Source organism: Parafrigoribacterium soli, assembly GCF_040227235.1.
Classification (GTDB): domain Bacteria; phylum Actinomycetota; class Actinomycetes; order Actinomycetales; family Microbacteriaceae; genus Parafrigoribacterium_A; species Parafrigoribacterium_A soli.
In genome coordinates this window covers 280,605-305,368 of sequence record NZ_JBELNZ010000003.1, presented here as the reverse complement: position 1 = coordinate 305,368, position 24,764 = coordinate 280,605, and the positions used below count along the sequence as shown (strand labels likewise).

Below are 24,764 nucleotides of genomic sequence, written 5' to 3'. Positions count from 1 at the left end.
ATGGACATCACCGAATTCGGCACCGACTTCTTCTCGCTCGCGGGCAAGCGCGCGATCGTCACGGGCGGCAACTCGGGACTGGGGCGGGCGTTCACGCTCGCCCTTGCCTCCGCTGGTGCCGACGTCTTCGTGCCGAGCCTCGCGGATGACGACGGCACGACCAGGGGCCTCGTCGAGGCGCAGGGGCGCAGATACGAGTTTCTCGCGGCCGACATCACCGAAACCGGCGTTCCGGCTCGGGCGATTGCGCGCTGCACCGAACTTCTCGGAGGAGTCGACATCCTGATCAACTCGGCGGGCATCTGCCTGCTCGATGACGTCGTCGCGTTCGACCGGGACAAGTGGGATCCGATGGTGGCCGTGAATCTCACGGCCGCGTTCGAGTTCGCGCACGAGGCCGCCAGGGTGATGATCGATCAGGGCTCAGGCAAGATCATCAACATCGCTTCGCTGTTCTCGTTCCTCGGTGGGCGCATGTCCCCGGCCTACGCCGCGACCAAGGCCGGCATCGTGGGGCTCACCAAGGCATACGCGGATGAACTCGGCGAGAAGGGAATCCAGGTCAACGCGATCGCGCCGGGTTATTTCGCGACAGCGATCACCGAGCAGACCAGAGAGGATGCGGCGGCCAGCCAGCGCATTCTGGAGCACGTTCCCGCGGCACGGTGGGGCGACCCGGCCGACCTGATGGGCGCCATCGTCTTCCTCGCCAGCCGCGCCTCCGACTATGTCAATGGCCACACGCTCGTGGTCGATGGCGGCTACCTCACGCGCTGAGTCGCAGCAGCAAACCACGTCAGCTTTCATCCACTCATCCAGGAGCATCATGTCCGCATCCCGATCACCCCTCAGCCGCGAGCAGATCGTCTCAGCCCTCGCAGGCCTCCTCGGCACCGATCACATCGACACGGACGAACGCGCGCTGCGCGAGGCCAGCGTCGATCGATTCAAGAAGTACACGGCCGCCCACGACATCTTCGACGGCCCGTTCCCCGCGGCTATCGCGTATCCACGGTCGTCGGACGAGGTGGCTGCGACGCTCCGGTTTGCGAACGAGAACCTCGTCGCCGTTGTGCCGCGCACAGGGCGCACCGCGACCGAGGGCGGCCTCGAGACCGTGATCGCAGACTCGATCGTGCTCGACGGTTCGCGCATGGATGCCATCCTCTCGATCAACGCTGTCGACATGATGGCGACGGTGGAGTGCGGTGTTCCCCTTCAGGTTCTTGAGGATCGGCTCCGCGAGCAGGGCCTGACCACGGGCCATTCGCCTCAGTCGAAGCCGCTCGCACAGTACGGCGGCCTCACCGCGACTCGCTCGATCGGCCAGTTCTCAACCCTGTACGGCGGCATCGAAGACATGGTCGTCGGTCTCGAGGCGGTGTTCCCGGATGGCACCATCAGCAGGATCAAGAACGTTCCGCGCCGAGCGGCTGGGCCCGACATCCGGCACATCGTGGTCGGCAACGAAGGCGCGCTGTGCTTCATCACCGAGGTCACGATCAAGGTGTTCCGATACCAGCCGGAGAACAATCGTTTCTTCGGTTTTTTGCTCGATGACTTCGGCCAGGGCGTCGACGCCCTGCGCGAGCTGATCACGGCGGGGTACCGACCCTCGATCTGCCGCGTGTATTCGCCGGAGGACGCGCGGCAGCACTTCGCCCACTTCTATGCCGGCAAGAGTGTCGTCGTGCTCATGGCGGAGGGGCCAGCCTCGATCACCGCAGCAACGGCCCAGGCCATCGAGGCGGTGTTCGCATCCCGTCCCCACGAGCGGGTGGAGACGAGTCTCATCGAGAGCTGGTTCGGTCGCCTCAATTGGGACCAGGCGGCGATCGATGCCGAGCGCGCCGAGATGGTTGCGAACGCGCACCTCGGTTACACCACCGAGGTCTCCGTGGACTGGTCTCGGGTGAACGATCTCTATGAGTCGGTCATGCGGAGGGTGCGCGAGGAGTTCCCCCGAGCGTCCGATCTCACCATGCTCGGTGCGCACTCGTCGCACAGCTACCAGACCGGCACCAACCTCTACTTCGTCTACGACTACGACATTCATTGCGAACCGCGTGAAGAGATCACCGAGTATCACGAGCCCATCAATGCGATCATCGTGGAAGAGGCGCTCAGGCTGGGAGGCTCAATGGTGCATCATCACGGCATCGGTAAGTACCGCACCGGGTGGACCGAGGTTGAGCACGGGAGCGCCTACTCGATGTTGCGCACCCTGAAGACCGCCTTCGACCCGAACGGCATCATGAACCCCGGCACCATTTTCCCGTTGAAGGACTGAGCAAGTGGCGGCGTACGTCGTAGCGATCGACAACGGTTCGCAGAGCACCAAGGTGTCGATTGTGGATGCCGACGGGCGCGTCCACGCGAGCGCGCGGGTCGGGTTGCGACCGTACCTGCATCCTGCGCCGGGCCACGTCGTGCATCCGGGCGACGACGTGTGGGAATCGATCGCGTCGGCCTGCCGTCTCGCGCTCGACCGTTTCACGGGCGACGCATCCGAGATCGTGGCCGTCGGACTCTGCACCATTCGCTTCTGCCGTGCCATCCTCGATGCCGACGGCCAGCTTGCAGAGCCGATGCTCAGCTGGATGGACTCGCGCGTGGGACGACCGTTCGAACCCAGCGATGCGCAGGCGACGTACGTGACGACCTCGTCCGGATACATCACCCGGAGGCTGACCGGTGCGTTCAGCGATGCCGCGGCCAATTATCAGGGCGTGTGGCCGATTGATCAGAACACCTGGCGCTGGTCCGACGATCCGCAGGCGTATCGAGACACGGGGATGACCCGCGCGATGCTCTTCGACCTCGTCGATCCAGGTTCTCCCCTCGGGATGGTGACGGCGGAGGCCGCAGCGGCAACGGGCATTCCCGAAGGCATCGTGGTCTATGCGACGGCCAATGACAAGGCGGTCGAGGCGCTCGGCTCGGGACTTCGCGGTGAGTCGGAACTCGTGCTTTCGCTCGGTACCTACGTGTCGTCCATGACGATCGGGGACGGATCGGCGAGTGCGGATGCGTTCTGGGTCAATTTCGGCTCACGACCCGGTCAATACCTCTATGAGAGTGAGGGCATTCGACGCGGCATGTGGACTGTGAGCTGGTTTCGCTCGCTTCTCCAGGCCGAGGCGAATGACGCGGAGCAGGAGGATGCGCTCGGGGATCGGCTCTACTCCCTCGAGGAGCGGCTCAACGAGGGTGCAGCGTCCGTACCCCCTGGCAGCGGCGGGTTGATGACGGTGCTCGACTGGCTTGCGCCCGCGAACGCGCAGTATCGGCGCGGGGCACTCCTCGGTTTCGATGGCAGCCAGGGTCGGTTCCATATCTACCGTTCGATCCTCGAAGGCCTCGCGTTCACGATGGCCGACCACGCAGCGGCGATGGAGACCGCGCTCGAACGCCGATTCGACAGCGTCATCCTGAGCGGCGGAGGTGCGCGCTCCCAGCTGATCGCTACCATCATCGCGGATGTCTTCGGCCTGGTTGTGAGGCGGGCAGAGACGGACGACGCGGCGGGCATGGGCGCGGCGATCTGTGCTGCGGTCGGGAGCGGCATGCATCCGTCCTGGGACGAGGCCATCACCAGAATGGTGCGTTACGCGCCTCCCGTGGAGCCGTCGCAGAACCGCGCTGCCGCGTATTCCCGACTGCACCGCGTGCACACCGGACTGCGGGCTAGAACGGATGGGCTGTTCGAGTGGATGACGACGGAACTGCAGTCTCGGGAAGAGCCGGCGCCGGACTGATTCCGAGCACCGGTCGCCGTACACTGGGCCATCGGCATCTTCGCCAGGCAGAGCAGGGAGACATCGTGATCCAGTTCACGGCGGCACGCCAGGACCGCAGCTTCGTGGATGCGCGCGGCGTGAAGGTGCACTTCTACCAGTGGAAGGCGGGCAAGCCGAGGGGGGTCGTGCAGATCGCGCATGGCCTCGGCGACCACGCCGTGCGCTACGAGGAACTCGCGCAGAAGCTCGTCACGGCCGGCTTCTCCGTCTACGCCGACGATCACTACGGCCACGGGCAGACCGGCCTGGGGCAGTGGGCCGGCGACAGCACGAAGCTCGGCAGGCTCGGGCCCGGCGGCATGCGCGGAACCGTAGAATCCGTGCGCGAGCTCACCGACATCATCCGCTCGGAGAACCCCGGCGTCCCCCTCGCGTTACTCGGACACAGCTGGGGCTCGATCATCGCGCAGAAGATCGTGAATCGGCACTCGGGCGAATACGACGCGCTCGTGCTCACCGGCACCGCCTATCGCACGCTTCGCCACATGAACGGTGGCGACCTCAACGCCAAGCACGCCCACCTCGGCACGACGGGCAACGAATGGCTCAGCCGGGATCCGGCCGTCGCGCGCGCGTTCCAGGATGACGAGCTCACCTTCACGGCGCGAGCGCTCCAGCTCTTCGGCCTGTTCGACAGTCTGCGGCTGCTCGGCCGGCCGGCACGCGACCTCCCCTCCGATCTTCCGGTGCTCATCCAGATCGGAAGCGACGATCCCTTCGGCGGCACCGAGAGCGCCGAGCTGCTCGCACAGAGCTACCTCACGCGCAGTGGGCTGAGCGACGTCGAACTCATCGTCTACGAGGATGCGCGGCACGAGATCTTCAACGAAACCAACCGCGAAGAGGTGTACGCAGACACGATCGCCTGGCTCAAGGATCGACTGGGCGCCGGGCGCACGAACGCCTGAGCGCTCGATGGCCAGCATCTTCACCGACATCATCGAGGGTCGCGCCCCGGCACGGATGATCTGGACGGACGATCGTGCCGTCGCGTTCCTCACCATCGAGCCGCGTCAGCCCGGCCACACCCTCGTGGTGCCGCGCCTCGAGGTGGATCGTTGGCTCGACCTGCCTGAGGAGTTGATGGCGCACCTCATGTCGATCGCCCACCAGATCGGTCTGGCCCAGCGCCAGGAGTGGAGCTCCGACCGGGTCGGACTCATGATCGAGGGCTACATGGTGCCGCACGTCCACGTGCACATCTGGCCGTCCTGGTCGCCGTTCGAGTTCCATCCGACGGGCATCGACCGTGCTGCTCGCCCGGCCGCACTCGACGAGGCCGCTGTGCGTCTGCGATCACGCTTGCGCGCACTCGGACACGGCGATCGGGTGCCGCCGGAATAAGCTGGTTCCGCGGCCCCCGCGGGTCGAGCCTGTCGAGACCTCGCCGCCGCATAACCAGAGGGAGCACCATGCACGGCGAGTACAAGGTTCCAGGCGGAAAGCTCGTGGTCGTCGACCTCGATGTCGTCGACGGCGTCATTGCGAACTTCCGGCTCGCCGGCGACTTCTTCCTCGAACCCGACAGCGCGCTCGAGCGCATCGATTCGGCGATCAACGGTCTGCCAGAATCCGCGGATGCCGCCCAGCTCGCGTCCGCCGTGCGGCAGGCGCTGCCCGAGGGTGCGACCCTGCTCGGCTTCTCGCCAGAAGCGGTCGCCGTCGCCATCCGTCGTTCTCTTGCTCACGCGACGAGCTGGCGCGACTACGACTGGCAGCTCATCCATGGCGAGGCCTACGCCCCGGTACTGCAGATGGCGCTCGATCAGGTGCTCGCCGAGGAGGTCGGCGCGGGTCGCCGCAAGCCCACCGTGCGCATCTGGGAGTGGAACGAACCGGGCGTCGTCATCGGAAGCTTCCAGTCGGTGAAGAACGAGGTCGACATGGAGAACGCCGATAAATACGGCTTTCAGGTCACCCGTCGTATCAGCGGGGGCGGCGCCATGTTCATGGAGGCCGGCTCCGTCATCACCTATTCGATCTACGCACCGACCGACCTCGTGCACGGGATGACGTTCGCCGACTCCTACGCCTTCCTCGACGAATGGGTCATCACCGCGCTCAAGTCGCTCGGAATCGACGCGTTCTACCAGCCGCTCAACGACATCACGAGCCCGAAGGGCAAGATCGGCGGAGCAGCCCAGAAGCGCCTCGGCACCGGCGCGGTGCTGCACCACGTGACGATGAGCTACGACATGGACGGCGACAAGATGGTGCAGGTGCTGCGCATCGGTCGCGAGAAGATGAGCGATAAGGGCACCAAGAGCGCCAATAAGCGGGTCGACCCGCTGCGCAGCCAGACCGGCCTGAGTCGTGCCGAGATTATCGAGCGCATGGAGTCGACGTTCAGGGGTCTCTACGGCGCGACCGCCGACGAGGTGACCGCGGACGAGCTCGCGAAGGCCCAGACGCTCGTGGATGAAAAGTTCGGCACGGCCGAGTGGCTCTACCGCGTTCCCTGAGAACACGCACGGTTACGTCGGGATTGTCCCCCGTACGGGTTACCCTTAGCTCGTGAACTGGTGGGTCTTCGGGGGTGTCGTCGTCGGAATCCCGGCGCTGTTCTTTGTGCTGCAGAAGCTCAGGCTGATCGACCTTTCCGGCGCCACCGGCAAGAAGAGTTCGGCCCACGGCGGAGGGCTGATGGGAATCGGCGACGAGGTCTTCGCGCCGGCCAGGCACGAGGCCGCGCTCGAGCTCGACCGCCAGACCAGGATGCCGGCTCCGGCGCCGCTCGCCGGTGATGGCGACAAGGGCATCTTCAACGGCAAGGTCACGATCGACGTCTCCCAGCGCGACTAATCAACCCGCTCTACGGGCGGACCCGCGCACAGGTCGTCGGACATCGAGCCGAAGGCGGGGGCGTGGTGGGCCTCTATGGGCGGAGCCTTCGGCTCGATGTCCGACGACAACCTCGGGGATGGGACAATGGCCCTATGCCCACAGACTGGTCGCCCACAGGAGCCGACCGAGTCATCCAGGGTGACAATCTCAAGGTGATCGCCGGGCTGCCCAGTGCCTCGTTCACCCTCGTCTACCTCGATCCGCCGTTCAATACCGGCCGCAGCCAGGCGAGGCAGTCCACGACGAGCGTGCGCAGCGCATCCGGAACGATCAAGGGGTTCAAGGGAGAACTCTACGAGCGCATCCGCGGCGACCTGATGAGCTACGACGACAGCTTCGACGACTACTGGACCTTTCTCGAACCGCGGTTGGCCGAGGCCTGGCGGCTGCTCGCCGACGACGGCACGCTCTACCTGCACCTCGACTACCGCGAGGCGCACTACGCGAAGGTGCTGCTCGACGCGCTTTTCGGCCGGGAGAGTTTTCTCAACGAGATCATCTGGGCCTACGACTATGGCGGGAAGTCCAAGAGCAGGTGGCCGGCAAAGCACGACACGATCCTCGTCTACGTGAAAAACCCGAGCGGCTACTACTTCAACTCCGAGGAGGTCGACCGCGAGCCGTACATGGCGCCGGGCCTCGTCACGCCGGAGAAGGCCGCGCGCGGCAAGCTGCCGACGGATGTGTGGTGGCACACGATCGTCTCCCCGACGGGCAAGGAGAAGACCGGCTACCCGACGCAAAAGCCGCAGGGGATCCTGCGCCGCATCGTGCAGGCCTCGAGCCGTGAGGGCGACTGGGTGCTCGACTTCTTCGCGGGCTCGGGTACGACCGGGGTCGTCGCGGCCGCGCTCGGGCGCCGTTTCGTGCTCGTTGACCAGAGCCCGGATGCGATGGCCGTCATCCAGAAGCGCCTCGCCAAGGCGGGCGTCGACTTCCAGTGAGTGTCAGTCGATGACCGCGACCGCCTCCACCTCGAGCCGGATCCAGTCGAAGACGAGTCCGCTCACCTGAACGGCGGAGCTGGCCGGCGGTTGCGCGGTGTTCACGAAGCTGTCGCGCACCTCGCGCACGGCCGGAAAGTCGGCCATGTCGATCATGAAGTAGGTGAGCTTGACGACGTCCTCGAAGGTGGCTCCCACGGCCGCGAGGGCGTTGGAGAGGTTGGTGAAGACCTGATGGGCCTGGGCTCTCGTGTCGTTCCGCCCCACGATCTCGCCCTCGGGAGACAGCGCCACCTGCCCAGAGAGGTAGATCGTTCTGCCGCCGGAGGTCTCCGCGACGTGGCTGTAGCCGGACGGCGCGTGAAGCGAGGCGGGGTTGAGGAATCGTGGTGCTGACATTGCTCTCCGATCGACACTGGTGCGGGGAGGTGAAGCTGCCATCATCGTATCCAGTCCGCTGTCTGAACGCCGAGTCGCCCGTTTCGTTACGGTAGGAAGACCATGACTGCCGCCCGTGTGACCAAGACCGTTCTGCTCGACTCCCCGATCAGCAGGGCGGGCTACACCTACGCCACCGCGGTCGGGATGGCCTGGGGTTTCATCTGGAGCACCGGCCACATCGAGCGCCGGAACGGCCTCGTCGTGTTCCGCGGGATGCCGAAGTGGGCGTTCGGTCGGGGCGGCTCCTGCGTCGGAGGTACCTACCTCACCGACGACAACGTCACGGATGACGTGCTCGAGCACGAGGCGGTGCACAAGTCGCAGTGGGCGCGCTACGGCATGCTCCTGCCGCTGCTGTACTTCGTCGCCGGCCGCAATCCGCTCAAGAATCGCTTCGAGATCGAGGCAGGCCTGGAAAAGGGTGGCTACCTCTCCCGCTGAAGTCCGGGGGTTCTTCCGGCACCTGTGGAACAGCAGATGGCCAGACCTCACGCAGCGGGGTATTGCGGGATGTAATGCGACTTATAGCCCAGATAATGCTGTCGAATGGGCGCGGCCGTTCTACGGTTGAGTGATGGCTCCAGACGCTGCTGACGCAGACACCGCGACGGCGCCGATTCCTGTTCTGCTGAAGCCGCCGCGCTGGCGCGACTCCTTCATTTCCCTGCGCATCCACAACTACCGCCTGTACGCGATGTCGCAGTCGATCTCGTACACCTCGGTGTGGATGCAGCGCATCGCGATCGACTGGCTCGTCTTCGAGCTCACCGGGAGCGTCACCGCGGTCGGCATCACCGCAGCTCTGCAGTTCGGCCCGATGCTGCTGTTCGGTCCATTCGGCGGCGTCATCACCGATCGCTTCAAGAAGCGCCCGACCATGATCACCACGCAGACGATCGGCGTCATCCTGTGCGGCGTGCTCGCGGCCCTCGTGTTCACGGGCGTCGTGCAGGTCTGGCAGGTCTACCTCACCGCGTGCCTCCTGGGCTTCGTAGATGTCGTCGATCAGCCCGCGAAGAAGGTCTTCGTCAACGAGATGGTGGGCCAGCGGCACCTCAGCAACGCCATCAGCGTGAACGCCTCGATCTGGCACCTCGGCGGATTGCTCGGCCCAGCCATCAGCGGCGTCATGCTCGCGCTCGTGGGTGCCGGCTGGGCGATCGGCATCAATTCGCTCGCCGGATGTCTCGTGATCGTTGCGCTGCTCGCGATGCGCAAGTCGGAGCTGCTGCCATCCCTCGTGGTTCAGCAGGCGAAGGGGCAGATCCGCGAGGCGCTGCGGTATGTCCGCTCGAAGCCGTCGATCTTCTGGCCGATGGTCATGCTCGCCTTCGTCTACACCTTCGGCATGAACCTGCCGGTGCTGCTCGTGGCCTTCGCCGATAGCGTCTTCCACTCGGGTGCTGCCGGATACGGTCTCTACAGTTCGGCCGCGGCGGTCGGTGCGCTCGTCGGCGCGGTCGCCTCGACCAGGCGCATCACCTTCCGGCTGCGCTTCATCGTCTTCTCGGCCGGGCTGTTTGGGCTGACCCTGATCCTCACGGGCATCGCGCCCGTCCTGAGCGTCTTCCTCGTGGCACTCGCCAGCATCGGGTTCATGCGCATGCTGTTCTCGACCACGGCGGAGGCGGTAGTGCAACTGTCGTCCAACCGCATAATCCGTGGTCGCGTCATGGCGCTGTACTCGATGGTCGCGGTCGGAGGTCAGGCGCTCGGGAGTCCCGTGATGGGATGGCTGGCCGAGGTCGTCGGAGCGCGCGGCGCCATGGCGATCTCGGGTGTCGTGCCGTGTCTGGCCGCCATCGTCGTCGCGGTACTGCTCGCCCGATCCGGCCGGCTGTCGCTGCGCTTCAGGTTGCGCAGGCACTCGAGGCTCATGAGCATCGAGCCGCGCGGCCAGTTCGGCTAGGCCGAGTCGCGAACGATGAGCGTCGTGGCGATCGTCGCCTGCTTGTCGACGTCGCGCCCTTCGATGACGTCGATGAGCATCTCGGCAATCCGCGCGCCGTGGAGGGTGGTGGGCTGTTCCATCGTGGTCAGCGGTGGTTCGGCGTTGATGGCGAACTGATCGTTGTCGACGGTGGTGATGCCGACGTCGGTCGGAACGTTCAGTCCGGCGTCCCGCAGCACGGTCAGGGCGCCCGACGCCATCTGCGACGACGCGATGAAGATACCGTCGAACGGCACCTCCTGCTTCAGGAGGCGCCGCATCGCATACACGCCGCCCACGGGGGTGAAGTCCGCGGATTCGATGGGGCCGGGCGTGAGGCCGGCGGTCTCGAGCGCGGTTCTCCAGCCGGTGACACGGTCGACCGCTGCCACCATGTTTTGCGGGCCAGCGATGGTGGCGATGCGCGTATGGCCGCGTTCGATGAGGTGGCGGGTGGCCGTCGCGCCAGCGCCGACGTTGTCGACGTTGATGTAGCAGGCCTCGTCGCTGTCGATGCCGGTCGGGCGACCGGCAAAGACCACCGGCACGGACTTGCTGAGCAGCAGGTACGAGCTGTCATCCGAATGGTGGGAGATCACGAGCACGCCATCCACGTTGCCATCCTGCAGATAGCGCATGGTCTTCTCGGACTCGGCCGGCGAACCGATCAGAAGGTTGAGCACGTAGTCGGTGTCTTCAAGAAAGGCGGCGGCGCCCTGGATGACAGCGGGGAAGTACGAGTCCGCGAAGAACTTGCTCGCCGTCTCCGGGATGACCAGGGCGATCGAGTAGCTGCGCCGCTTGCCGCTGACACTGCGCCCACGGTCGGGAACGTAGCCGAGTTCGGCTATCGCGGCGGTCACGCGATCGACGACGACCGCCGGCACCTCGCCGGAGGCATCGAGCACCTGCGCCACGGTCGAGCGGGAGACGCCCGCGCGTTCGGCGACCATCTCGAGCGTCGCCGTGGGATCCACAGTGCGCTGATCCCGTTGATCGCCCCGCGCGGCCGATGCTGGGCGTGATCTTCCCCCGGCGCGAAAAAAGTTTCGCATCTCTGGCCGTTCCCCTCTATTGCTGCTGCGCGTCGTTGTCGCTTACTAGACACTAACGAGACGACAACGTTTGTAATAGCTCCGGGTTGCCCCCAGTGTACGTGTCGCGCCGACCGAGTGCCGCTCGATGCTAGGCGGAGTCGCGAATGACGAGCGTGGTCGCGATAGTGGCGTGCCTGTCAACCGGGCGGCCCTCGATGATATCGAGGAGCATTTCGGCCATCTTCGCGCCCTGTTGCTGGGTCGGCTGCTCGATCGTCGTGAGCGGCGGAATGGCGTTGATCGCGAAATAATCGTTGTCGACTGTCGTGACGCCCACATCCGCCGGAACCGAGAGCCCCGCCTCGCGAAGCACGCCGAGTGCTCCGGATGCCATCTGGGCGGAGGCGACGAACAGCCCATCGAACGAAGCATGCTGCTGCAGCAGGCGGCGCATGGCATCGGCACCGCCGACGGGTGTGAAGTCGCCGTATTCGATCGGACCGGGGGTCAGCTTCGCGCCGGTCAGCGCCGAGCGCCACCCGGCGATGCGGTCTGTTCCAGCGGACATGTCTTGCGGCCCGGCGATGGTCGCTATTCGGCTGCGGCCCCGCTCGATGAGGTGGCGCGTGGCCATCGTGCCAGCCTCGACATTGTCGATGTCGACGTAATACGCCTCATCGCTGTCAGACCCGGCCGGCCGGCCACCGAAGACCACCGGCATCGAGCTGCCGAGCTTCAGGTATGAGCCATCATCACTGTGGTGGGAGAGCACGAGCGCACCGTCGACGTTGCCCCGCTCGACGTAGCGCAGCGTCTTCAGTTCGTCACCGGGAGAACCGATGAGGAGGTTGAGCACGTAGTCGCTCGCACCAAGAAAATTGGCTGCCCCCTGGATCACGGCCGCGAAGTAGGGGTCCGAGAAGAACTTGGCGGTGTTCTCGGGGATCACCAGGGCGATCGCGTAGGTGCGCCGGCTTGCGAGCGACCTCGCGGCGCGATTGGGAACGTAGCCGAGTTCGGCGATCGCCGCGTTGACAATCGCCACGACATCCGCCGTGACCTGCGGGGAGGAGTTGACGACGCGCGAGACCGTCGAGCGCGACACTCCCGCGCGGGCGGCGACCATCTCGAGCGTGGGGGCGGACGTCACGGCCAGTTTCGCCTCCTCGGGCTGCGTTACCTCGAACACCACAGCTTAGGACGTAGCCTCGCTTCGGTTCGCGATGATCCTCGCGTACTCACGGCCGCTCTCCTTGACCGTGCGCACCTGGCTGTCGTAGTCGACCCTAACGAGGCCGAAGCGTTTCGCGTAGCCCCAGGCCCACTCAAAATTGTCCATGAGCGACCAGTAGAAATAGCCCTTGACGTCGACGCCCTGGTCGATCGCGTCGAGGATCGCGCCGAGGTGCAGTCGCAGGAACTCCGCCCGCTCCTCGTCGTGCACCACTCCGTCCTCGGCCACGACGTCGTTGTAGGCCGCGCCGTTCTCGGTCACGTAGAGGTCGACCTTCGAGCCGGTGTAGTCATCCTTCACCCGGCGCAGCAGTCGGGTGAGGCCCTCCGGCTGCACCTCCCAGCCCATGGCCGTCACGGGGTAGCCGCGCGGATGCCAGAACACGCCGTCCGTGTCGGGGAACGGCGACGCCTTGGGCCGTGCGCTCGGCGCGGCGGTGGTGATCTCCGGCACCGTCGGCGGGTGCGCGCTCAGCGCCTCGCCGTGGTAATAGTTGACGCCGAGAGCATCGATCGGCGTCGAGATGATCGCCAGGTCGCCCGCCTGCACAACGTCTTCAAAGTGGTGCTGCGCCAGGTCCTCCAGGATGTCCGCCGGGTACTCTCCGCGGAAGATCGGGTCGAGGAAGAAGCGGTTGAACTGGCCGTCGATCTTTCTCGCTGCCTCGACATCACCGGCATCCGTCGGATCGAGCGGGTCGGCCACCGTGAGGTTCAGCGTGATGCCGAGCTTGAGGTTGTTGTCGCGCGCCCGCAGTTCGTTCACCGTGAGGCCGTGCGCCAGCAGCAGGTGGTGCGCCGCGACCATGCCGTCGCGCTTGTTCTGGCGCCCGGGCGCGTGCTCGCCGCCCGTGTAGCCGAGGAAAGACGAGCACCAGGGCTCGTTGAGCGTCGTCCACGCGTCGACCCGGTCACCGAGCCGGTCGTGCACCGCGAGCGCGTACTCGGTGAAGCGCTCCGCGGTCTCGCGGTTGGTCCAGCCGCCCCGCTCCTCGAGCGCCTGCGGAAGATCCCAGTGGTAGAGCGTCAACCACGGCTTGATATCGTTATCGAGCAGTTCGTCAACGAGCTTCGAATAGAAGTCGAGACCCTTCTCGTTCACGGCCCCGCCGTCGGGTCGCACCCGAGCCCAGGAGGTTGAGAAGCGGTAGGTCTGGATGCCCAGGTCGGCCATGAGCTTCACGTCGTCGGCCGAGCGGTGGTAGTGATCGCAGGCCACCTCGCCGCTGTCTGCTCCCACCACGGCGCCGGGCAGGCGACTGAACGCGTCCCAGATGGAATCGGTGCGGCCATCCTCGTGGGCGGCACCCTCGATCTGGTACGCCGCCGTTGCGACACCGAACAGGAAGTCTTTCGGGAAGGTGCGGTTCACGTTGCCTGCCTCTTTCACGTCGGTCATCAGCCTTTCACCGCCCCGGCCATGATGCCGGAGACGAGTTGCTTACCTGCGAGCACGAACAGTACCAGCAGTGGAATCGTCGCCATCACGGCTCCTGCGAGCACGATGGAGTAGTCCACGTACTTCGCGGACTGCAGTTGACTCAGGGCCACCTGCAGCGTCGGGTTCTGTGGCACAACCAGCAATGGCCAAAGATAGTCGGTCCACGCCGTCATGAACGTGAACAGAGCGAGAATCGCCATGGCGGGTCTCGCGGCGGGAACTCCGACGTGCCAGAACGTGCCCAGCATCGTGGCGCCGTCCATGCGCGCGGCCTCGATGAGCTCATCCGGAATGACATCGAGCAGGTACTGCCGCATGAAGAACACACCGAAGGCGGTGACGAGCGTGGGCACGATGACCGCGCCGAGCGTTCCCGTCCAGCCGAACTGCTTCATCAGCATGAACAGCGGGATGATGCCGAGCTGCGTCGGCACGGCAAGCGTGCCGATGACGAAGACCATGAGGCCCTCACGCCCGCGGAACTTCAGCTTCGCGAATGAGTAGCCGGCGAGGGTGGAGAAGAAGACGACGGAGACCGTGATCACGCTGGAGACGATGATGGAGTTGCCAAGCGCGAGCCAGAACGGCACCGTGTCGAGAACATCCGCGACGTTCTTCCAGAACAGGCTTCCAGGCAGGATGGGCGGCCACTGCGCGCTGAGCACGCTGCTCGGGCTGCTGCCGGCGATGTACGACCACCAAAGTGGATACGCGCCACCGACGAAGATGACGATCAGCACCGCGTAGGTGAACCACCCCGGCCGACGGTCGATGCCCATCGACCTGCGCCGCGGCGCCCTGTTCTGTGTGGTTGCGGCAGGCGCCTGCTTGGTCGCGATCGCGCTCATGACTCTCTCTTCGCGTCGTCGGCCGCCGGTGCGGCGGGAACAGTGGATGTGGATCCCGCGGCCAGCGCGCGATCGGCCTCGTAGGCCGCGAGCCGCTTCGACGCCCGTCGCCGACTCACCTTCGCCTCGGTCGTCGCGATGCGCTTCGAGATCAGGAAGTTGAGTACGCCGATGATGACAATGAGCAGGAACAGCAGCCACGCGATGGCGGATGCCTTGCCGAAGTTCTGCCGGTTGAAGGCCATGTCCCAGAGGTAGAGCACCGTGGTCTGGTACTGGCGCTGCGGTCCGCCCGGCGTCGCGCTCGTCGCGTTGAACAGCTTGGGTTCGGTGAAGATCTGCAGGCCGCCGATGGTCGCGGTGATGATCACGAAGATCATGGTGGGCCGGATGCTCGGCAGCGTGATCGAGAAGAACCGGCGCATCGAGCCCGCTCCGTCGAGCGAGGCTGACTCGTGCACGTCGCGCGGCACGGCCTGCATCGCGGCGAGAAGGATGAGCGCGTTGTAGCCCGTCCACCGCCAGTTGACCATGCTGGCGATCGCAATGTGCGAGGGGAACACGTCGGTCTTCCAGGCCACCGGGTCGATGTGGAAGGCCGTGAGCACGTTGTTGATGAGGCCGTACTTCTCATCGAAGGCGCTCGAGAAGATCAACGTCACGGCGACCGGAGTGACCACGTACGGCAGCAGCACGCTCATCCGCCAGAAGGTCTTGGCTCGGATGTTCTGGTCGAGGATCGCCGCGAAGAACGTCGCGGCGATCAGCTGCGGTATCGCCGAGAGCAGGAAGATGCTCATCGTGTTGAACAGCGACTTCCAGAAGAACGGATCGGCCATCTCGGCCGCGTAGTTGGCGAAGCCGACCCAGTCACCGGGTCCGGTGAGCAGGTTCCAGTCGTTGATCGAGACCACGAAGGTGTAGGCCAGCGGGAATAGCCCGATGAGGGCGAACAGGATGAAGAAGGGTGCGATGTAGAGGTACGGGGATGCCTTGACATCGAGGCGGTTGAGTCGCTGCCTGAGGGTCAGCACGTCGGTTTGCCGCGCCTCGGCCGCGGCAGAACGCTGCTTCCGAGAGGTGAGTGTGGATGTCATGGGCTTTGTCTCCGAGAGGGTGAGGCCCCCGGTCGTGAAGACCGGGGGCCTCGGGTGAAGAGGTGCTACTTGTTGATGACGAGCTGCTTGAGCAGGTCCATGGCGTTGGCCCAGGCCTTGTCGCCGTTCGCCTTGCTCGAGTCGAGCAGCTGCACGGACGGGCCGAACACCTGTGACTGGATGACCGAGTCATCCGGACCCTTGAACTGAGCGACGACACCCTTGGCGCGGGAGGCGAGGATCTCGCCGACCGGAGCGTCGTTGAAGAACTTCGACAGCTCGTTCGGGCCGGTCACGCCTGGCTCGGTCTGTCCCTTGAGCGTGCTCGGGAACGTTCCGGCCTTCTCGAAGGCCTTCGTCTGCTGCGCGGGCTCGGTCAGCCACTCGGCGAGTGCCGCGGCCTCCTTCGGGTGCTTCGACGTCTTCGGGATGGTCAGGAAGCTTCCGCCCCAGTTGGCTGCGCCGCCGGGGAACACGTCGGCGAAGTCCCAACCGGAGGTGGCGTCTCCGCCGCCCTGGGTGACGCCGCCCTTGACGTTGCCGAGCATCCAGCCCGGGCAGATCATGGTCGCGAAGCTACCGTCAAGGAATGCCTTGCCCTTGCCCCAGTCCCACTGGGTCTGGTTGGAGGACTGACCGGACGTGGTCGCCGCCGCGAGCTTGGACCAGAGGCCCTTCAGCGTGGCGTTGTTCTGCACGTTGAGCTTGCCATCGGAGGTGTAGTAGCCCTCCTTCTGCTGGTTGACCATGGCGTTCCAGATGAATCCGGACTGGTCGTAGAAGGCCTTGCCGGTCTTCTCCTTGTACTCGGCGCCGACCTTGAAGTAGTCGTCCCAGGTTGCGTCTGCTCCGCCGAGCAGCTTGGCGACACCCTCGCGGTCGCTCGGCATGCCTGCAGCGGCGAAGAGCTTGCTGTTGTAGCAGAGTCCCTCCGGGCCGATGTCCGTGCCGTAACCGATGATGCGGCCGTCCTTATCGGTCATCTGAGCGACCTTCCAGTCGACCCAGCGGTCCTTGATCTTGTTCATGCCGTAGTCGCGCAGATCTTGGAACTGGTCCGAGACCTGCATGACGGCGCTCAGCCATCCCTCTTCGGTGGCCTGGATGTCGGGGAGCCCGGCGCCGGCGGCCTGCTTGGTCTGCCAGTCGGTCTTGGCGTTGTCACCGGTGTCGATGTTCGTCGCCTTGATGGTGATGTTCGGGTGGGCCTTCTCGTACGCCTTGTAGTTGGCGTCGAGACCCATGGTGCCGAAGGTCGTGATAGTGAGGGTGATGTTCTCGTCGGAGCTGCCGCCGGTGGTGCCGCCGGTCGAACATCCGGTTGCCAGCATGGCGATGGCCGAGGCCATGGCGATGCTTGCTGCGAGGGTGGTGCGTCGTGAAAGTTTCACGGTCACTCCTTTGTGTGCGTGGATGGGGGACGATCGATGGGAGCGCTCCCAAATCCAACTGTGGGAGCGCTCTCAGACAATCGCGGTCAGACTATACAGATCACGAGAGCGAAGTCAACGCGGTCGTGGGAGCGCTCTCAGATGATTTCGCTTTCAGGAACCCCTGCGCACGGCGCCGGGCCGGTGAATACGGGCGAGGAGCCGTTATCAAGACGTGACGTTGGAATCCTGAACCGTGGCGCTCGTTGGCGTGCACCTCGGCGTGATCGCGGCCCAACTATCATCATCAGCATGCCCTCAGCGCGAGCCTCCCGTCCGGTCGTCGCGCTGGTGGCCGCCTCGCTCGCGCTCACGCTGACCGGCTGCGCACCCGACAGGGTCCCGGTGCGGCAGGCCAGCGCCTCCGCGTCCGACAGTCCCTCCGCGTCGGTCACCCCGTCGCCCGCGCCGCCGGTCGACAAGCCGAAGTCGTTCTTCAACAAGCACGCGCTCTCGATCGATGACCCGACGAGCATCTGGGTGGTCGCAGACAAGCTCAGACAGCTCAAGCCCGCGAACTACGTACCGCCGGATCTCGTGCAGACCCCGGTGCCACACCTCAACCCACCGACGCTGCGGGCGGCAGCAGCGGATGCCATGGTTGCGATGTTCGCGGCGGCCAAGGCCGAAGGCGCCGGCGGCATGCAGTTGCAGAGTGCATACCGCTCCTACGCCGTGCAGGTGAACGTCTACAACGGCTATGTGCGCAGCGCCGGCCAGGCCGGCGCGGACGCGCAGAGCGCCCGACCTGGCTTCAGCGAGCACCAGACCGGCCTGGCGGCAGACATCAGCGCCCAACCGCTCACGTGTGCACTCGCTGCCTGCTTCGGGCAGACGCCGCAGGGTAAGTGGCTCGCGGCCAACGCCTATCGCTTCGGCTTTCTGCTGCGGTATCCGGCAGACAAGGTCGCGGTGACCGGCTACATGTACGAGCCGTGGCACTTCCGCTACATCGGTGTGGAGCTCGCCACCGAGATGCACGAGACGGGCTTCACGACGCTCGAGGAGTTCTTCGGCCTGCCGCCAGCGCCGGACTACGCGCACGCTCGCTGAGCTTGTCGAAGCGCCGTGCGACAGGCCCAGGGGCGGGATCGTGCCCTTCGACAGGCTCAGGGACCGCTCAGCGCGGCGTCCACGATCGTCTTCGCCTCGGCCTGCACCCGCTTCAGGTGCTCGGGGCCGAGGAATGACTCCGCATAGATCTTGTAGACATCTTCGGTGCCGCTCGGGCGCGCCGCGAACCAGGCGTTGTCGGTGACGACCTTCACGCCGCCGACCGCCGCGCCATTGCCGGGCGCCTCGCTGAGCTTGGCCGTGATCGGGTCACCCGCGAGCTCGGTCGCGGTGATCGCGGAACCGTTCAGCTTGCCGAGGGCGGCCTTCTGGTCTTTCGTGGCCACGGCATCCACCCGCTGGTACGCGGGGTCACCGAACTCGGCGACCAATTGCGCGTAGAGCTGCGAGGGCGTCTTGCCGGTCACGGCGAGGATCTCGCTCGCGAGCAGGGCGAGCAGGATGCCGTCCTTATCCGTCGTCCAGACGGTGCCGTCCTTGCGCAGGAAGCTCGCGCCGGCGCTCTCCTCGCCACCGAAGGCGACCGAGCCGTCGATGAGTCCCGGCACGAACCACTTGAAACCGACAGGAACCTCCCAGAGGCGCCGACCGAGCGAGGTGGCGACCCGGTCGATCATGCTGCTGGAGACGAGTGTCTTGCCGATGGCGGCATCCGTTCGCCACTCTCGCCTGTGCGTGTAGAGGTACTGAATCGCGACCGCGAGGTAGTGGTTGGGGTTCATGAGGCCGCCGTCGGGCGTGACGATGCCGTGCCTGTCGGCATCCGCGTCGTTGCCGGTGAGAATCGCGTACTCGTCCTTGTGCGCGAGCACGGAGGTCATGGCCGAGGCGGAGGACGGGTCCATGCGGATCTTTCCGTCCCAGTCGAGCGTCATGAATCCCCACTGCGGGTCGACGAGCGGATTGACGACCGTGAGATCGATGCCGTAGCGCTCCGCGATGAGCTGCCAGTAGTGCACGCTTGCACCGCCGAGGGGGTCCGCGCCGATGTGAAGGCCGGCACGCTTGATCGCGTCCATGTCGATGATGTTGGCCAGGTCATCCACGTAGTTGCCGCGGAAGTCGTAGGTCTCGACGGCACTCGGCTCCGCGAACAGCACGTCTCGATTGCCGTTTGCGATGAGCTCGTTGGCGCGCTTCGCGATCCAGCTCGTGGCGTCGCTGTCGGCGGGCCCACCGTGCGGCGGGTTGTACTTGAAGCCGCCATCGCGGGGCGGGTTGTGGCTCGGCGTGATGATGATGCCGTCGGCCTGGCCCCCGCTGGTCGAGCCTGTCGAGACCCCGCCGTTGTACTTCAGGATGGCGTGGCTGAGCGCGGGGGTCGGCACGAAGTCGCCGAACTCGTCGACGAGCACGCGCACCCTGTTGGCGACCAGCACCTCGAGCGCGGTCGTCTCCGCGGGCTGGGAGAGCGCGTGGGTGTCGCGGCCCATGAAGAGGGGTCCGGTGATGCCCTGGCTCGTGCGGTAGTCGACGATCGCCTGAGTGATCGCTGCGATGTGGGTCTGGTTGAAGGCCCGGTCGAGCGACGAGCCGCGGTGGCCGGAGGTGCCGAAGACCACCTTCTGCTCGGGGATCGTCACGTCGGGCACGAGGTCGTAGTAGGCGTGAATGAGTTGCTTGACGTCGATGAGGTCGGATTCCTGGGCCGGTTTTCCTGCGCGCTCGTTCATCGTCCCAGTCTTCCATCCGTGCCCGCTCGCTGTGCATAACTCAGGCAGATTCACGGATGCGGCGCCCGCGCGCCGGGATTCGTCGCGCTGGCGAGGCCGCAGCCTGCGTTCTGCAGGAGTTATGCGGCGGGAGAGAGGGCGCCGGAGTCGCTAACCCATAAACTCGGCGTATGCCTGAGCACTCGAGCGCCAACGAGACGTACAGCTATCTCGGGCCGGCCGGTACCTTTACCGAGGCCGCGCTCACGCAGGTGGCCGCCGCGGCGGGCAAGCCGTGGCGTTCGGTCAACAACGTCGGCGAGGCGCTCGACGACGTGGTGGAAGGTCGCTCCGTCGCGGCCATGATCGCGATCGAGAACTCGGTCGAGGGCGGCGTGAGTGCGACCCAGGATGCCCTGGCCACCATCCCGAATCTGCGCATCATCGGCGAGTACCTCGTTCCCGTGAACTTCGTGCTGGTCGCCCGACCGGGAACGACCCTCGCCGACGTGAAGGTCATCAACGCGCATCCGGTCGCGTACGCCCAGTGCCACCTGTGGGTGGATTCGACGCTGCCGGAACACGGGCACATCCCGGCGAGTTCGAACGTCGCGGCAGCGGCCTCGCTCTTTCCCGCGCCGGGTTCCGTGGGCGGCCCGCTGGCCGACGCCGCGATCGCGCCGCCAGGAATCACCGCGCATCACGACCTCGTCGTGCTCGCCGAGAACATCGGCGACAACCCTCACGCCGTCACGCGCTTCGTGCTCGTGGGGCGCACCGCCTCGACCCCCGCGGTCACCGGCGCGGACAAGACGAGCATCATCGCCGAGCTGCCCGACGACCGCGCGGGCGGCCTTCTCGACATGCTCGAGCAGTTCGCCACCCGCGGCGTCAACATGAGCCTGCTTGAATCGCGCCCGATCGGCGACAACCTCGGTCGCTACCGCTTCGTGATCGACCTCGACGGGCACATCCTCGAGGAACGAGTGGCGGATGCCCTGCTCGGCCTTCGCAGGTTCAGTCCGAACGTCATCTTCCTGGGTTCGTATCCCCGTGCGGACGGCACGCCGGTCGTCTTCGACCAGCGCTACCGCGACGAGGTGTTCACCGAGGCACGGGACTGGTTGCGCGGGCTGATCACCGGCGAACCGGAGGGCCAGTAATGGCAGAGCCGACGTTCGACCCGCGGTTCGATCCGGCGTTCCAACGCGGCTATGAGCCCTCCCTGCATGCCCAGAAGGCACCGCGCTCGCGGCCCAGGGTGGATCCCATCGGCGAGCCGCCCGCGTCACCCGAGGTGGTGCAGGCCGAGGAGCCCTCCGTGGAGATCCCGCTCGCGGAGCCTCCGCAGCTGCGGCGCGGCATCAACCCCTACGTCGTCGTCCTGTGGGTGATCGGCGTGGTCTTCACGCTTGGCGGCCCCGCATTGTCGTTTAGCGCCTATTTCTTCATGGTGGGTGGTTTCTCTGCGGGCCTGGTGCAGAGCCAGGGGCTCCAGCTGCTGTTCGCGTACGGCTCTGCGATCGGAATCCCCATGTTCACGGTGGGCCTCGCCACGATCGCGGGTGTCATCTTCTTTTCGGCCTGGCGTTCGTGGCAGCGTCGCAATCGCCCGGCGTCATGACCCGTCACGAAAAGGCCCTCCTGATCGTTGCTGCGGTCCTCCTGCTCGCTGCCTGGGTCTTGTGCAGCGACGTAAATCCTCCGCAGACCGCCAGTACGAACGGTGAGCTGCCGATAGACCATGTGCTCTGGCAATTCCGACAGCAGATGGCACCCCCGCTCGCGCTCGTCGGGCTGGCCTGTTGCGTGAGCGTACTGTTCATGCGCGCCGTGCGCTGGCAGCAGACGCCGATGATTCCCGCCGCGGACGAAGAGCCCGAACAGGAAGAGCCTGCGCAGGGCTAGTCAGCTACCTTCACCGTGAGCGCTCCCGCATCCACCCAGGTGCGCACCGACTGTGCCTCGCCGAACTCGTCGCCGTCGAGCTGGAACTCCTGCGGCTCCGTCACCGCGATGCGCAGCGAGCGTGCCTGAAAGTAGGTGACGTCCTTGACGTCTTTCGAGAGATCGATGATCTTGCGCCCGACGGCCGACTTGCGCAGCACGCCGTTCTCCCAGGTGACCTTGTTCCACACGCGCAGCCAGCCGAACTTTCCCTGGGGCCGCAGCGCTGCGATGTCGAGCAGACCGTCATCCGGCTTGGCGTCGGGAATCAGCAGGATGCCGCCCGGCAGCGTGCCGCAGTTGCCGATGATGATGGTGTGCACGCTGAGCTGCCGCTCCGGGCGATCATCCACGCTGTAGCGCAGCCGAACCGGCTTCAGGCTCGGGAGCGCGCGCACTCCGGCGTCGACGTAGGCCAGCCATCCGACGGCCTTCTTGAGCTTGGAGTCGGTCATGGCGATCATCTTGGCGTCGAGGCCGAGGCCCGCCATGACGAGGAAGACGTTCTCCTCCGTCGTGCCGTCGGGGCGCGTGATCTCGGCGATGCCGAGGTCGATCGTGCGATCGGCGCCGGTGAAGGCGGCCTCGATCGAGTCCTCCATGCTGTTTAGGGGCAGGTTCAGGTTGCGGGCCAGGAGGTTTCCGGTGCCGGAGGGGAGCAGCGCGATCGGAACGCCGCTGTCGCGCAGGCCCTCGGCCACGGCGCGCACCGTGCCGTCACCGCCCGCGGCGATCACGACATCCGCACCGGCGTCGATCGCGCGTCGCGTGGCTCCCTGGCCCCAGTCATCCTCACTGGTTTCGAACCAGTGGGTCTCGCCCCAGCCGCTCTCCGCTTCCGCGTGCGCGATTGCCTTCTCCAGTTTTCGCATGTCGACCTTGATCGGATTGAACACGATCGCGGCCCGCCGCTCGGACGCCGTCACCCAGCCAACGGTACGGCATCCGGCGCCGAATAGACTGGAGCGGTGATTGATCCCCAGCTGCTTCGCGAGAATCCCGACGTCGTACGGGCATCCCAGATCGCGCGAGGAGCATCGGCGACGCTCGTCGACGACGCACTCGCCGCCGATGTCACCAGGCGCAGCGCGATCTCCGAGTCCGAGAGCCTGCGGGCCAGCCAGAAGACGCTCGGCAAAGAGGTTGCGGCTGCCAAGGGCGACGACAAGGCGCGTCTGCTGGCCGAGGCGCAGTCGCTTGCGGCCCGGGTCAAGGAGCTCAGCCAGGCGGCAACGGATGCCGAGGCCGAGTTCTCCAAGCTCGCCGGCTCCATCGCCAACCCGATCATCGACGGTGTCCCCTCCGGCGGCGAAGACAACTTCGTCACGCTACGCGAGGTCGGCGAGAAGGCGAGTTTCGACTTCGAACCGAGGGATCACGTAGAGCTCGCCGAGGGCCTCCGCGCCCTCGACCTGGCCCGCGGCGTCAAAGTCTCCGGCAGCAGGTTCTACTTTCTCCGCGGCATCGGAGCCCGCCTCGAGATCGCGCTCATGAACTTCGCCCTCGACAAGGCGCTCAGCGAGGGGTTCGAGCCGCTCATCACCCCGACGCTCGTTCGGCCCGAAATCATGGCGGGCACGGGCTTCCTCGGCGAGCACTCCGACGAGATCTACTATCTTCCGGCCGATGACCTCTATCTCACCGGCACGAGTGAGGTCGCGCTCGCCGGCTTCCACTCCGACGAGATCCTCGACGTCTCCGGCGGTCCGCTGCGGTACGCCGGCTGGTCCACCTGCTACCGTCGCGAGGCCGGCTCGGCGGGCAAGGACACTCGCGGCATCCTGCGCGTGCACCAGTTCAACAAGCTCGAGATGTTCAGCTACGTGCTGCCCGAGGATGCCGAGGCCGAGCACGAGCGGCTCGTCTCCTACCAGGAGTCGATGCTGCAGGCCTGCGAACTCAGCTATCGCGTGATCGACGTCGCCGCCGGGGACCTCGGCTCCAGCGCCGCTCGCAAGTTCGACATCGAGGCGTGGGTGCCGACGCAGGGAACGTATCGAGAGCTCACCTCCACGAGCAATTGCACGACCTACCAGGCCAGACGGCTCGACATCCGCTATCGCACCGAGTCGGGCAAGACGGCGCCGGTCGCGACGCTGAACGGGACGCTCGCCACGACCAGGTGGCTCGTCGCCATTCTCGAGACGCATCAGCAGACCGACGGCTCCGTGCGCGTGCCCGCTGCTCTTCGCCCCTACCTCGGCGGCCTCGAGGTTATGGAGCCGGTTGCTTGATGGCTGAGCAGCAGGCGGAACCGTGGCTGATCGCGCTCGACATCGACGGCACGGTCATGCTCGAAGACGGCGAGATCACGCAGCCGGTCATCGATGCCGTGCAGCACGTGCGCGACCTCGGTCACGAGGTCATGCTCGCGACCGGGCGATCCGTGTCGATGACGCTGCCCGTGCTCGAGCGATTGGGCATCTCGCCGCACTACGTCGTCTGCTCTAACGGCGCGATCACCCTCGGGCGCGACGCGTCGGCGCCCACCGGGTACGCCCGGGTGAAGGTCGACTCCTTCGACCCCACCGAGGTGCTCACCACGGTGCGGGCGAGCCTAGAGGGGGCCAGCTACGCCGTCGAGGACGAGAGCGGGCTGTACCACTACAGCGGCTACTTCCCCGATTCCACGCTCGGCGCGAGCAGCGTGAAGGCGGAGTTCGACGAGCTGCTCGGTATCGAGGCGACCCGCGTCGTGGTCATTTCGCCCGGGCATGCGATTGAGGACTTCCTGCAGATCGTCGAGCGCATGGGCCTGCGCAAGGTCACCTATAACGTCGGCTGGACGGCCTGGCTCGACATCGCCCCCGACGGGGTCAACAAGGCGACCGCGCTCGAGCGGGTTCGCGAGTGGCAGGGCATCCCGCGCTCGCGAGTGATGGTGGTCGGCGACGGTCGCAACGACATCGACATGCTGGTGTGGGCATCTGAGCAGGGCCGGGGTGTGGCCATGGGCCAGGCTCCGGATGAGGTACGTGCGGTGGCGAACGCGAGCACCGGCACCGATCTGGACGACGGTGTCGCGCGGGTTCTCGCAGGGTTTTAA

General features: G+C 65.9%; 25 protein-coding genes. 16 read left to right on the top strand and 9 right to left on the bottom strand.

Annotated elements, in window-relative coordinates; all coding sequences use genetic code 11:
- From ABUA37_RS09735 to ABUA37_RS09700, 8 genes are all read left to right on the top strand, one after another.
- Positions 1-777 (top strand): SDR family oxidoreductase, encoded by a 777-nt coding sequence (locus ABUA37_RS09735; protein WP_349898962.1) that lies wholly within the window; start codon positions 1-3, stop codon positions 775-777.
- Between the two features lie 49 nt (positions 778-826).
- Positions 827-2,290, top strand: a complete 1,464-nt coding sequence (locus ABUA37_RS09730) for an FAD-binding oxidoreductase (protein WP_349898960.1) — start codon at positions 827-829, stop codon at positions 2,288-2,290.
- Positions 2,291-2,294: 4 nt separating this feature from the next.
- Positions 2,295-3,758, top strand: a complete 1,464-nt coding sequence (locus tag ABUA37_RS09725; RefSeq protein WP_349898958.1) for an FGGY-family carbohydrate kinase — start codon at positions 2,295-2,297, stop codon at positions 3,756-3,758.
- 65 nt (positions 3,759-3,823) lie between these two features.
- Positions 3,824-4,708, top strand: a complete 885-nt coding sequence (locus ABUA37_RS09720; protein ID WP_349898957.1) for an alpha/beta fold hydrolase — start codon at positions 3,824-3,826, stop codon at positions 4,706-4,708.
- Between the two features lie 7 nt (positions 4,709-4,715).
- A complete protein-coding gene (locus ABUA37_RS09715) occupies positions 4,716-5,144 on the top strand; it encodes an HIT family protein (RefSeq protein ID WP_349898956.1) in 429 nt (142 codons plus the stop codon).
- Positions 5,145-5,212: 68 nt separating this feature from the next.
- The gene (locus ABUA37_RS09710; protein ID WP_349898955.1) at positions 5,213-6,262 is read left to right on the top strand and encodes a lipoate--protein ligase family protein; all 1,050 of its coding nucleotides are present in this window, start codon (positions 5,213-5,215) and stop codon (positions 6,260-6,262) included.
- 52 nt (positions 6,263-6,314) lie between these two features.
- Positions 6,315-6,602 (top strand): hypothetical protein, encoded by a 288-nt coding sequence (locus ABUA37_RS09705; RefSeq protein ID WP_349898954.1) that lies wholly within the window; start codon positions 6,315-6,317, stop codon positions 6,600-6,602.
- A 134-nt stretch (positions 6,603-6,736) separates the two neighbouring features.
- Positions 6,737-7,588: a DNA-methyltransferase gene (locus ABUA37_RS09700; RefSeq protein WP_349898953.1), complete on the top strand. Its 852-nt coding sequence runs from the start codon at positions 6,737-6,739 to the stop codon at positions 7,586-7,588.
- A 3-nt stretch (positions 7,589-7,591) separates the two neighbouring features.
- Here ABUA37_RS09700 and ABUA37_RS09695 read toward each other — a convergent pair whose 3' ends face one another.
- A complete protein-coding gene (locus ABUA37_RS09695; protein WP_349898951.1) occupies positions 7,592-7,987 on the bottom strand; it encodes a RidA family protein in 396 nt (131 codons plus the stop codon).
- A 102-nt stretch (positions 7,988-8,089) separates the two neighbouring features.
- Between ABUA37_RS09695 and ABUA37_RS09690 the strand changes: the two genes are divergently transcribed.
- Both ABUA37_RS09690 and ABUA37_RS09685 read left to right on the top strand, forming a co-directional pair.
- Positions 8,090-8,470, top strand: a complete 381-nt coding sequence (locus ABUA37_RS09690) for a Fe-S oxidoreductase (RefSeq protein ID WP_349898950.1) — start codon at positions 8,090-8,092, stop codon at positions 8,468-8,470.
- Positions 8,471-8,603: 133 nt separating this feature from the next.
- Positions 8,604-9,938, top strand: a complete 1,335-nt coding sequence (locus ABUA37_RS09685; protein ID WP_349898949.1) for an MFS transporter — start codon at positions 8,604-8,606, stop codon at positions 9,936-9,938.
- Here the strand turns inward: ABUA37_RS09685 and ABUA37_RS09680 are convergent.
- From ABUA37_RS09680 to ABUA37_RS09655, 6 genes are all read right to left on the bottom strand, one after another.
- Positions 9,935-10,936, bottom strand: coding sequence for a LacI family DNA-binding transcriptional regulator (locus tag ABUA37_RS09680; RefSeq protein ID WP_349898947.1), 1,002 nt, complete (start codon positions 10,934-10,936; stop codon positions 9,935-9,937). The genes ABUA37_RS09685 and ABUA37_RS09680 overlap by 4 nt on opposite strands.
- Before the next feature lie 208 nt (positions 10,937-11,144).
- Positions 11,145-12,185 (bottom strand): LacI family DNA-binding transcriptional regulator, encoded by a 1,041-nt coding sequence (locus ABUA37_RS09675; RefSeq protein ID WP_349898946.1) that lies wholly within the window; start codon positions 12,183-12,185, stop codon positions 11,145-11,147.
- A 6-nt stretch (positions 12,186-12,191) separates the two neighbouring features.
- The gene (locus tag ABUA37_RS09670; RefSeq protein WP_349898945.1) at positions 12,192-13,628 is read right to left on the bottom strand and encodes a GH1 family beta-glucosidase; all 1,437 of its coding nucleotides are present in this window, start codon (positions 13,626-13,628) and stop codon (positions 12,192-12,194) included.
- On the bottom strand, positions 13,628-14,518 hold the full coding sequence (locus tag ABUA37_RS09665) for a carbohydrate ABC transporter permease (protein WP_349898944.1): 891 nt from the start codon (positions 14,516-14,518) through the stop codon (positions 13,628-13,630). The genes ABUA37_RS09670 and ABUA37_RS09665 overlap by 1 nt, the downstream gene beginning before the upstream one ends.
- The gene (locus ABUA37_RS09660; protein ID WP_349898943.1) at positions 14,515-15,615 is read right to left on the bottom strand and encodes a carbohydrate ABC transporter permease; all 1,101 of its coding nucleotides are present in this window, start codon (positions 15,613-15,615) and stop codon (positions 14,515-14,517) included. The genes ABUA37_RS09665 and ABUA37_RS09660 overlap by 4 nt, the downstream gene beginning before the upstream one ends.
- A gap of 65 nt (positions 15,616-15,680) precedes the next feature.
- Positions 15,681-17,006, bottom strand: a complete 1,326-nt coding sequence (locus ABUA37_RS09655) for an ABC transporter substrate-binding protein (protein ID WP_349898941.1) — start codon at positions 17,004-17,006, stop codon at positions 15,681-15,683.
- A gap of 291 nt (positions 17,007-17,297) precedes the next feature.
- Between ABUA37_RS09655 and ABUA37_RS09650 the strand changes: the two genes are divergently transcribed.
- Positions 17,298-18,098 carry a M15 family metallopeptidase gene (locus ABUA37_RS09650; RefSeq protein WP_349898940.1) on the top strand — a complete coding sequence of 267 codons (801 nt, stop codon included), beginning with the start codon at positions 17,298-17,300 and terminating at the stop codon, positions 18,096-18,098.
- Positions 18,099-18,154: 56 nt separating this feature from the next.
- Here the strand turns inward: ABUA37_RS09650 and pgm are convergent, their stop codons facing one another.
- Positions 18,155-19,792: a phosphoglucomutase (alpha-D-glucose-1,6-bisphosphate-dependent) gene (gene pgm, locus ABUA37_RS09645; RefSeq protein WP_349898938.1), complete on the bottom strand. Its 1,638-nt coding sequence runs from the start codon at positions 19,790-19,792 to the stop codon at positions 18,155-18,157.
- A gap of 170 nt (positions 19,793-19,962) precedes the next feature.
- Between pgm and pheA the strand changes: the two genes are divergently transcribed.
- The 3 genes from pheA to ABUA37_RS09630 are packed head-to-tail and all read left to right on the top strand — an operon-like array spanning position 19,963 to position 21,679.
- Complete coding sequence (gene pheA / locus ABUA37_RS09640; RefSeq protein ID WP_349898937.1) at positions 19,963-20,934, top strand: prephenate dehydratase; 972 nt, start codon at positions 19,963-19,965, stop codon at positions 20,932-20,934.
- Positions 20,934-21,395 carry a hypothetical protein gene (locus tag ABUA37_RS09635; protein ID WP_349898936.1) on the top strand — a complete coding sequence of 154 codons (462 nt, stop codon included), beginning with the start codon at positions 20,934-20,936 and terminating at the stop codon, positions 21,393-21,395. The genes pheA and ABUA37_RS09635 overlap by 1 nt, the downstream gene beginning before the upstream one ends.
- The gene (locus ABUA37_RS09630) at positions 21,392-21,679 is read left to right on the top strand and encodes a hypothetical protein (protein WP_349898935.1); all 288 of its coding nucleotides are present in this window, start codon (positions 21,392-21,394) and stop codon (positions 21,677-21,679) included. Before ABUA37_RS09635 ends, ABUA37_RS09630 begins: the two co-directional genes overlap by 4 nt.
- Here the strand turns inward: ABUA37_RS09630 and ABUA37_RS09625 are convergent.
- A complete protein-coding gene (locus ABUA37_RS09625; RefSeq protein WP_349898934.1) occupies positions 21,676-22,644 on the bottom strand; it encodes a diacylglycerol/lipid kinase family protein in 969 nt (322 codons plus the stop codon). The two genes, ABUA37_RS09630 and ABUA37_RS09625, sit on opposite strands and share 4 nt — an antisense overlap.
- A 42-nt stretch (positions 22,645-22,686) precedes the next feature.
- Between ABUA37_RS09625 and serS the strand changes: the two genes are divergently transcribed.
- Together serS and ABUA37_RS09615 are read left to right on the top strand one after the other, a co-directional pair.
- Positions 22,687-23,952 carry a serine--tRNA ligase gene (gene serS / locus ABUA37_RS09620; protein WP_349898932.1) on the top strand — a complete coding sequence of 422 codons (1,266 nt, stop codon included), beginning with the start codon at positions 22,687-22,689 and terminating at the stop codon, positions 23,950-23,952.
- Positions 23,952-24,764: an HAD family hydrolase gene (locus ABUA37_RS09615; protein WP_349898930.1), complete on the top strand. Its 813-nt coding sequence runs from the start codon at positions 23,952-23,954 to the stop codon at positions 24,762-24,764. The genes serS and ABUA37_RS09615 overlap by 1 nt, the downstream gene beginning before the upstream one ends.

Excerpts from the sequence above, each read along its gene's own strand:
- pheA (WP_349898937.1), top strand. The coding sequence starts at position 19,963 with ATGCCTGAGCACTCGAGCGCCAACGAGACGTACAGCTATCTCGGGCCG.
- ABUA37_RS09710 (WP_349898955.1), top strand. The coding sequence starts at position 5,213 with ATGCACGGCGAGTACAAGGTTCCAGGCGGAAAGCTCGTGGTCGTCGAC.
- ABUA37_RS09670 (WP_349898945.1), bottom strand. The coding sequence starts at position 13,628 with ATGACCGACGTGAAAGAGGCAGGCAACGTGAACCGCACCTTCCCGAAA.
- ABUA37_RS09650 (WP_349898940.1), top strand. The coding sequence starts at position 17,298 with ATGCCCTCAGCGCGAGCCTCCCGTCCGGTCGTCGCGCTGGTGGCCGCC.
- ABUA37_RS09615 (WP_349898930.1), top strand. The coding sequence starts at position 23,952 with ATGGCTGAGCAGCAGGCGGAACCGTGGCTGATCGCGCTCGACATCGAC.
- pgm (WP_349898938.1), bottom strand. The coding sequence starts at position 19,792 with ATGAACGAGCGCGCAGGAAAACCGGCCCAGGAATCCGACCTCATCGAC.
- ABUA37_RS09635 (WP_349898936.1), top strand. The coding sequence starts at position 20,934 with ATGGCAGAGCCGACGTTCGACCCGCGGTTCGATCCGGCGTTCCAACGC.
- ABUA37_RS09665 (WP_349898944.1), bottom strand. The coding sequence starts at position 14,518 with ATGAGCGCGATCGCGACCAAGCAGGCGCCTGCCGCAACCACACAGAAC.
- ABUA37_RS09660 (WP_349898943.1), bottom strand. The coding sequence starts at position 15,615 with ATGACATCCACACTCACCTCTCGGAAGCAGCGTTCTGCCGCGGCCGAG.
- ABUA37_RS09630 (WP_349898935.1), top strand. The coding sequence starts at position 21,392 with ATGACCCGTCACGAAAAGGCCCTCCTGATCGTTGCTGCGGTCCTCCTG.
- ABUA37_RS09685 (WP_349898949.1), top strand. The coding sequence starts at position 8,604 with ATGGCTCCAGACGCTGCTGACGCAGACACCGCGACGGCGCCGATTCCT.
- ABUA37_RS09695 (WP_349898951.1), bottom strand. The coding sequence starts at position 7,987 with ATGTCAGCACCACGATTCCTCAACCCCGCCTCGCTTCACGCGCCGTCC.
- ABUA37_RS09700 (WP_349898953.1), top strand. The coding sequence starts at position 6,737 with ATGCCCACAGACTGGTCGCCCACAGGAGCCGACCGAGTCATCCAGGGT.
- ABUA37_RS09690 (WP_349898950.1), top strand. The coding sequence starts at position 8,090 with ATGACTGCCGCCCGTGTGACCAAGACCGTTCTGCTCGACTCCCCGATC.
- ABUA37_RS09735 (WP_349898962.1), top strand. The coding sequence starts at position 1 with ATGGACATCACCGAATTCGGCACCGACTTCTTCTCGCTCGCGGGCAAG.
- ABUA37_RS09730 (WP_349898960.1), top strand. The coding sequence starts at position 827 with ATGTCCGCATCCCGATCACCCCTCAGCCGCGAGCAGATCGTCTCAGCC.
- ABUA37_RS09715 (WP_349898956.1), top strand. The coding sequence starts at position 4,716 with ATGGCCAGCATCTTCACCGACATCATCGAGGGTCGCGCCCCGGCACGG.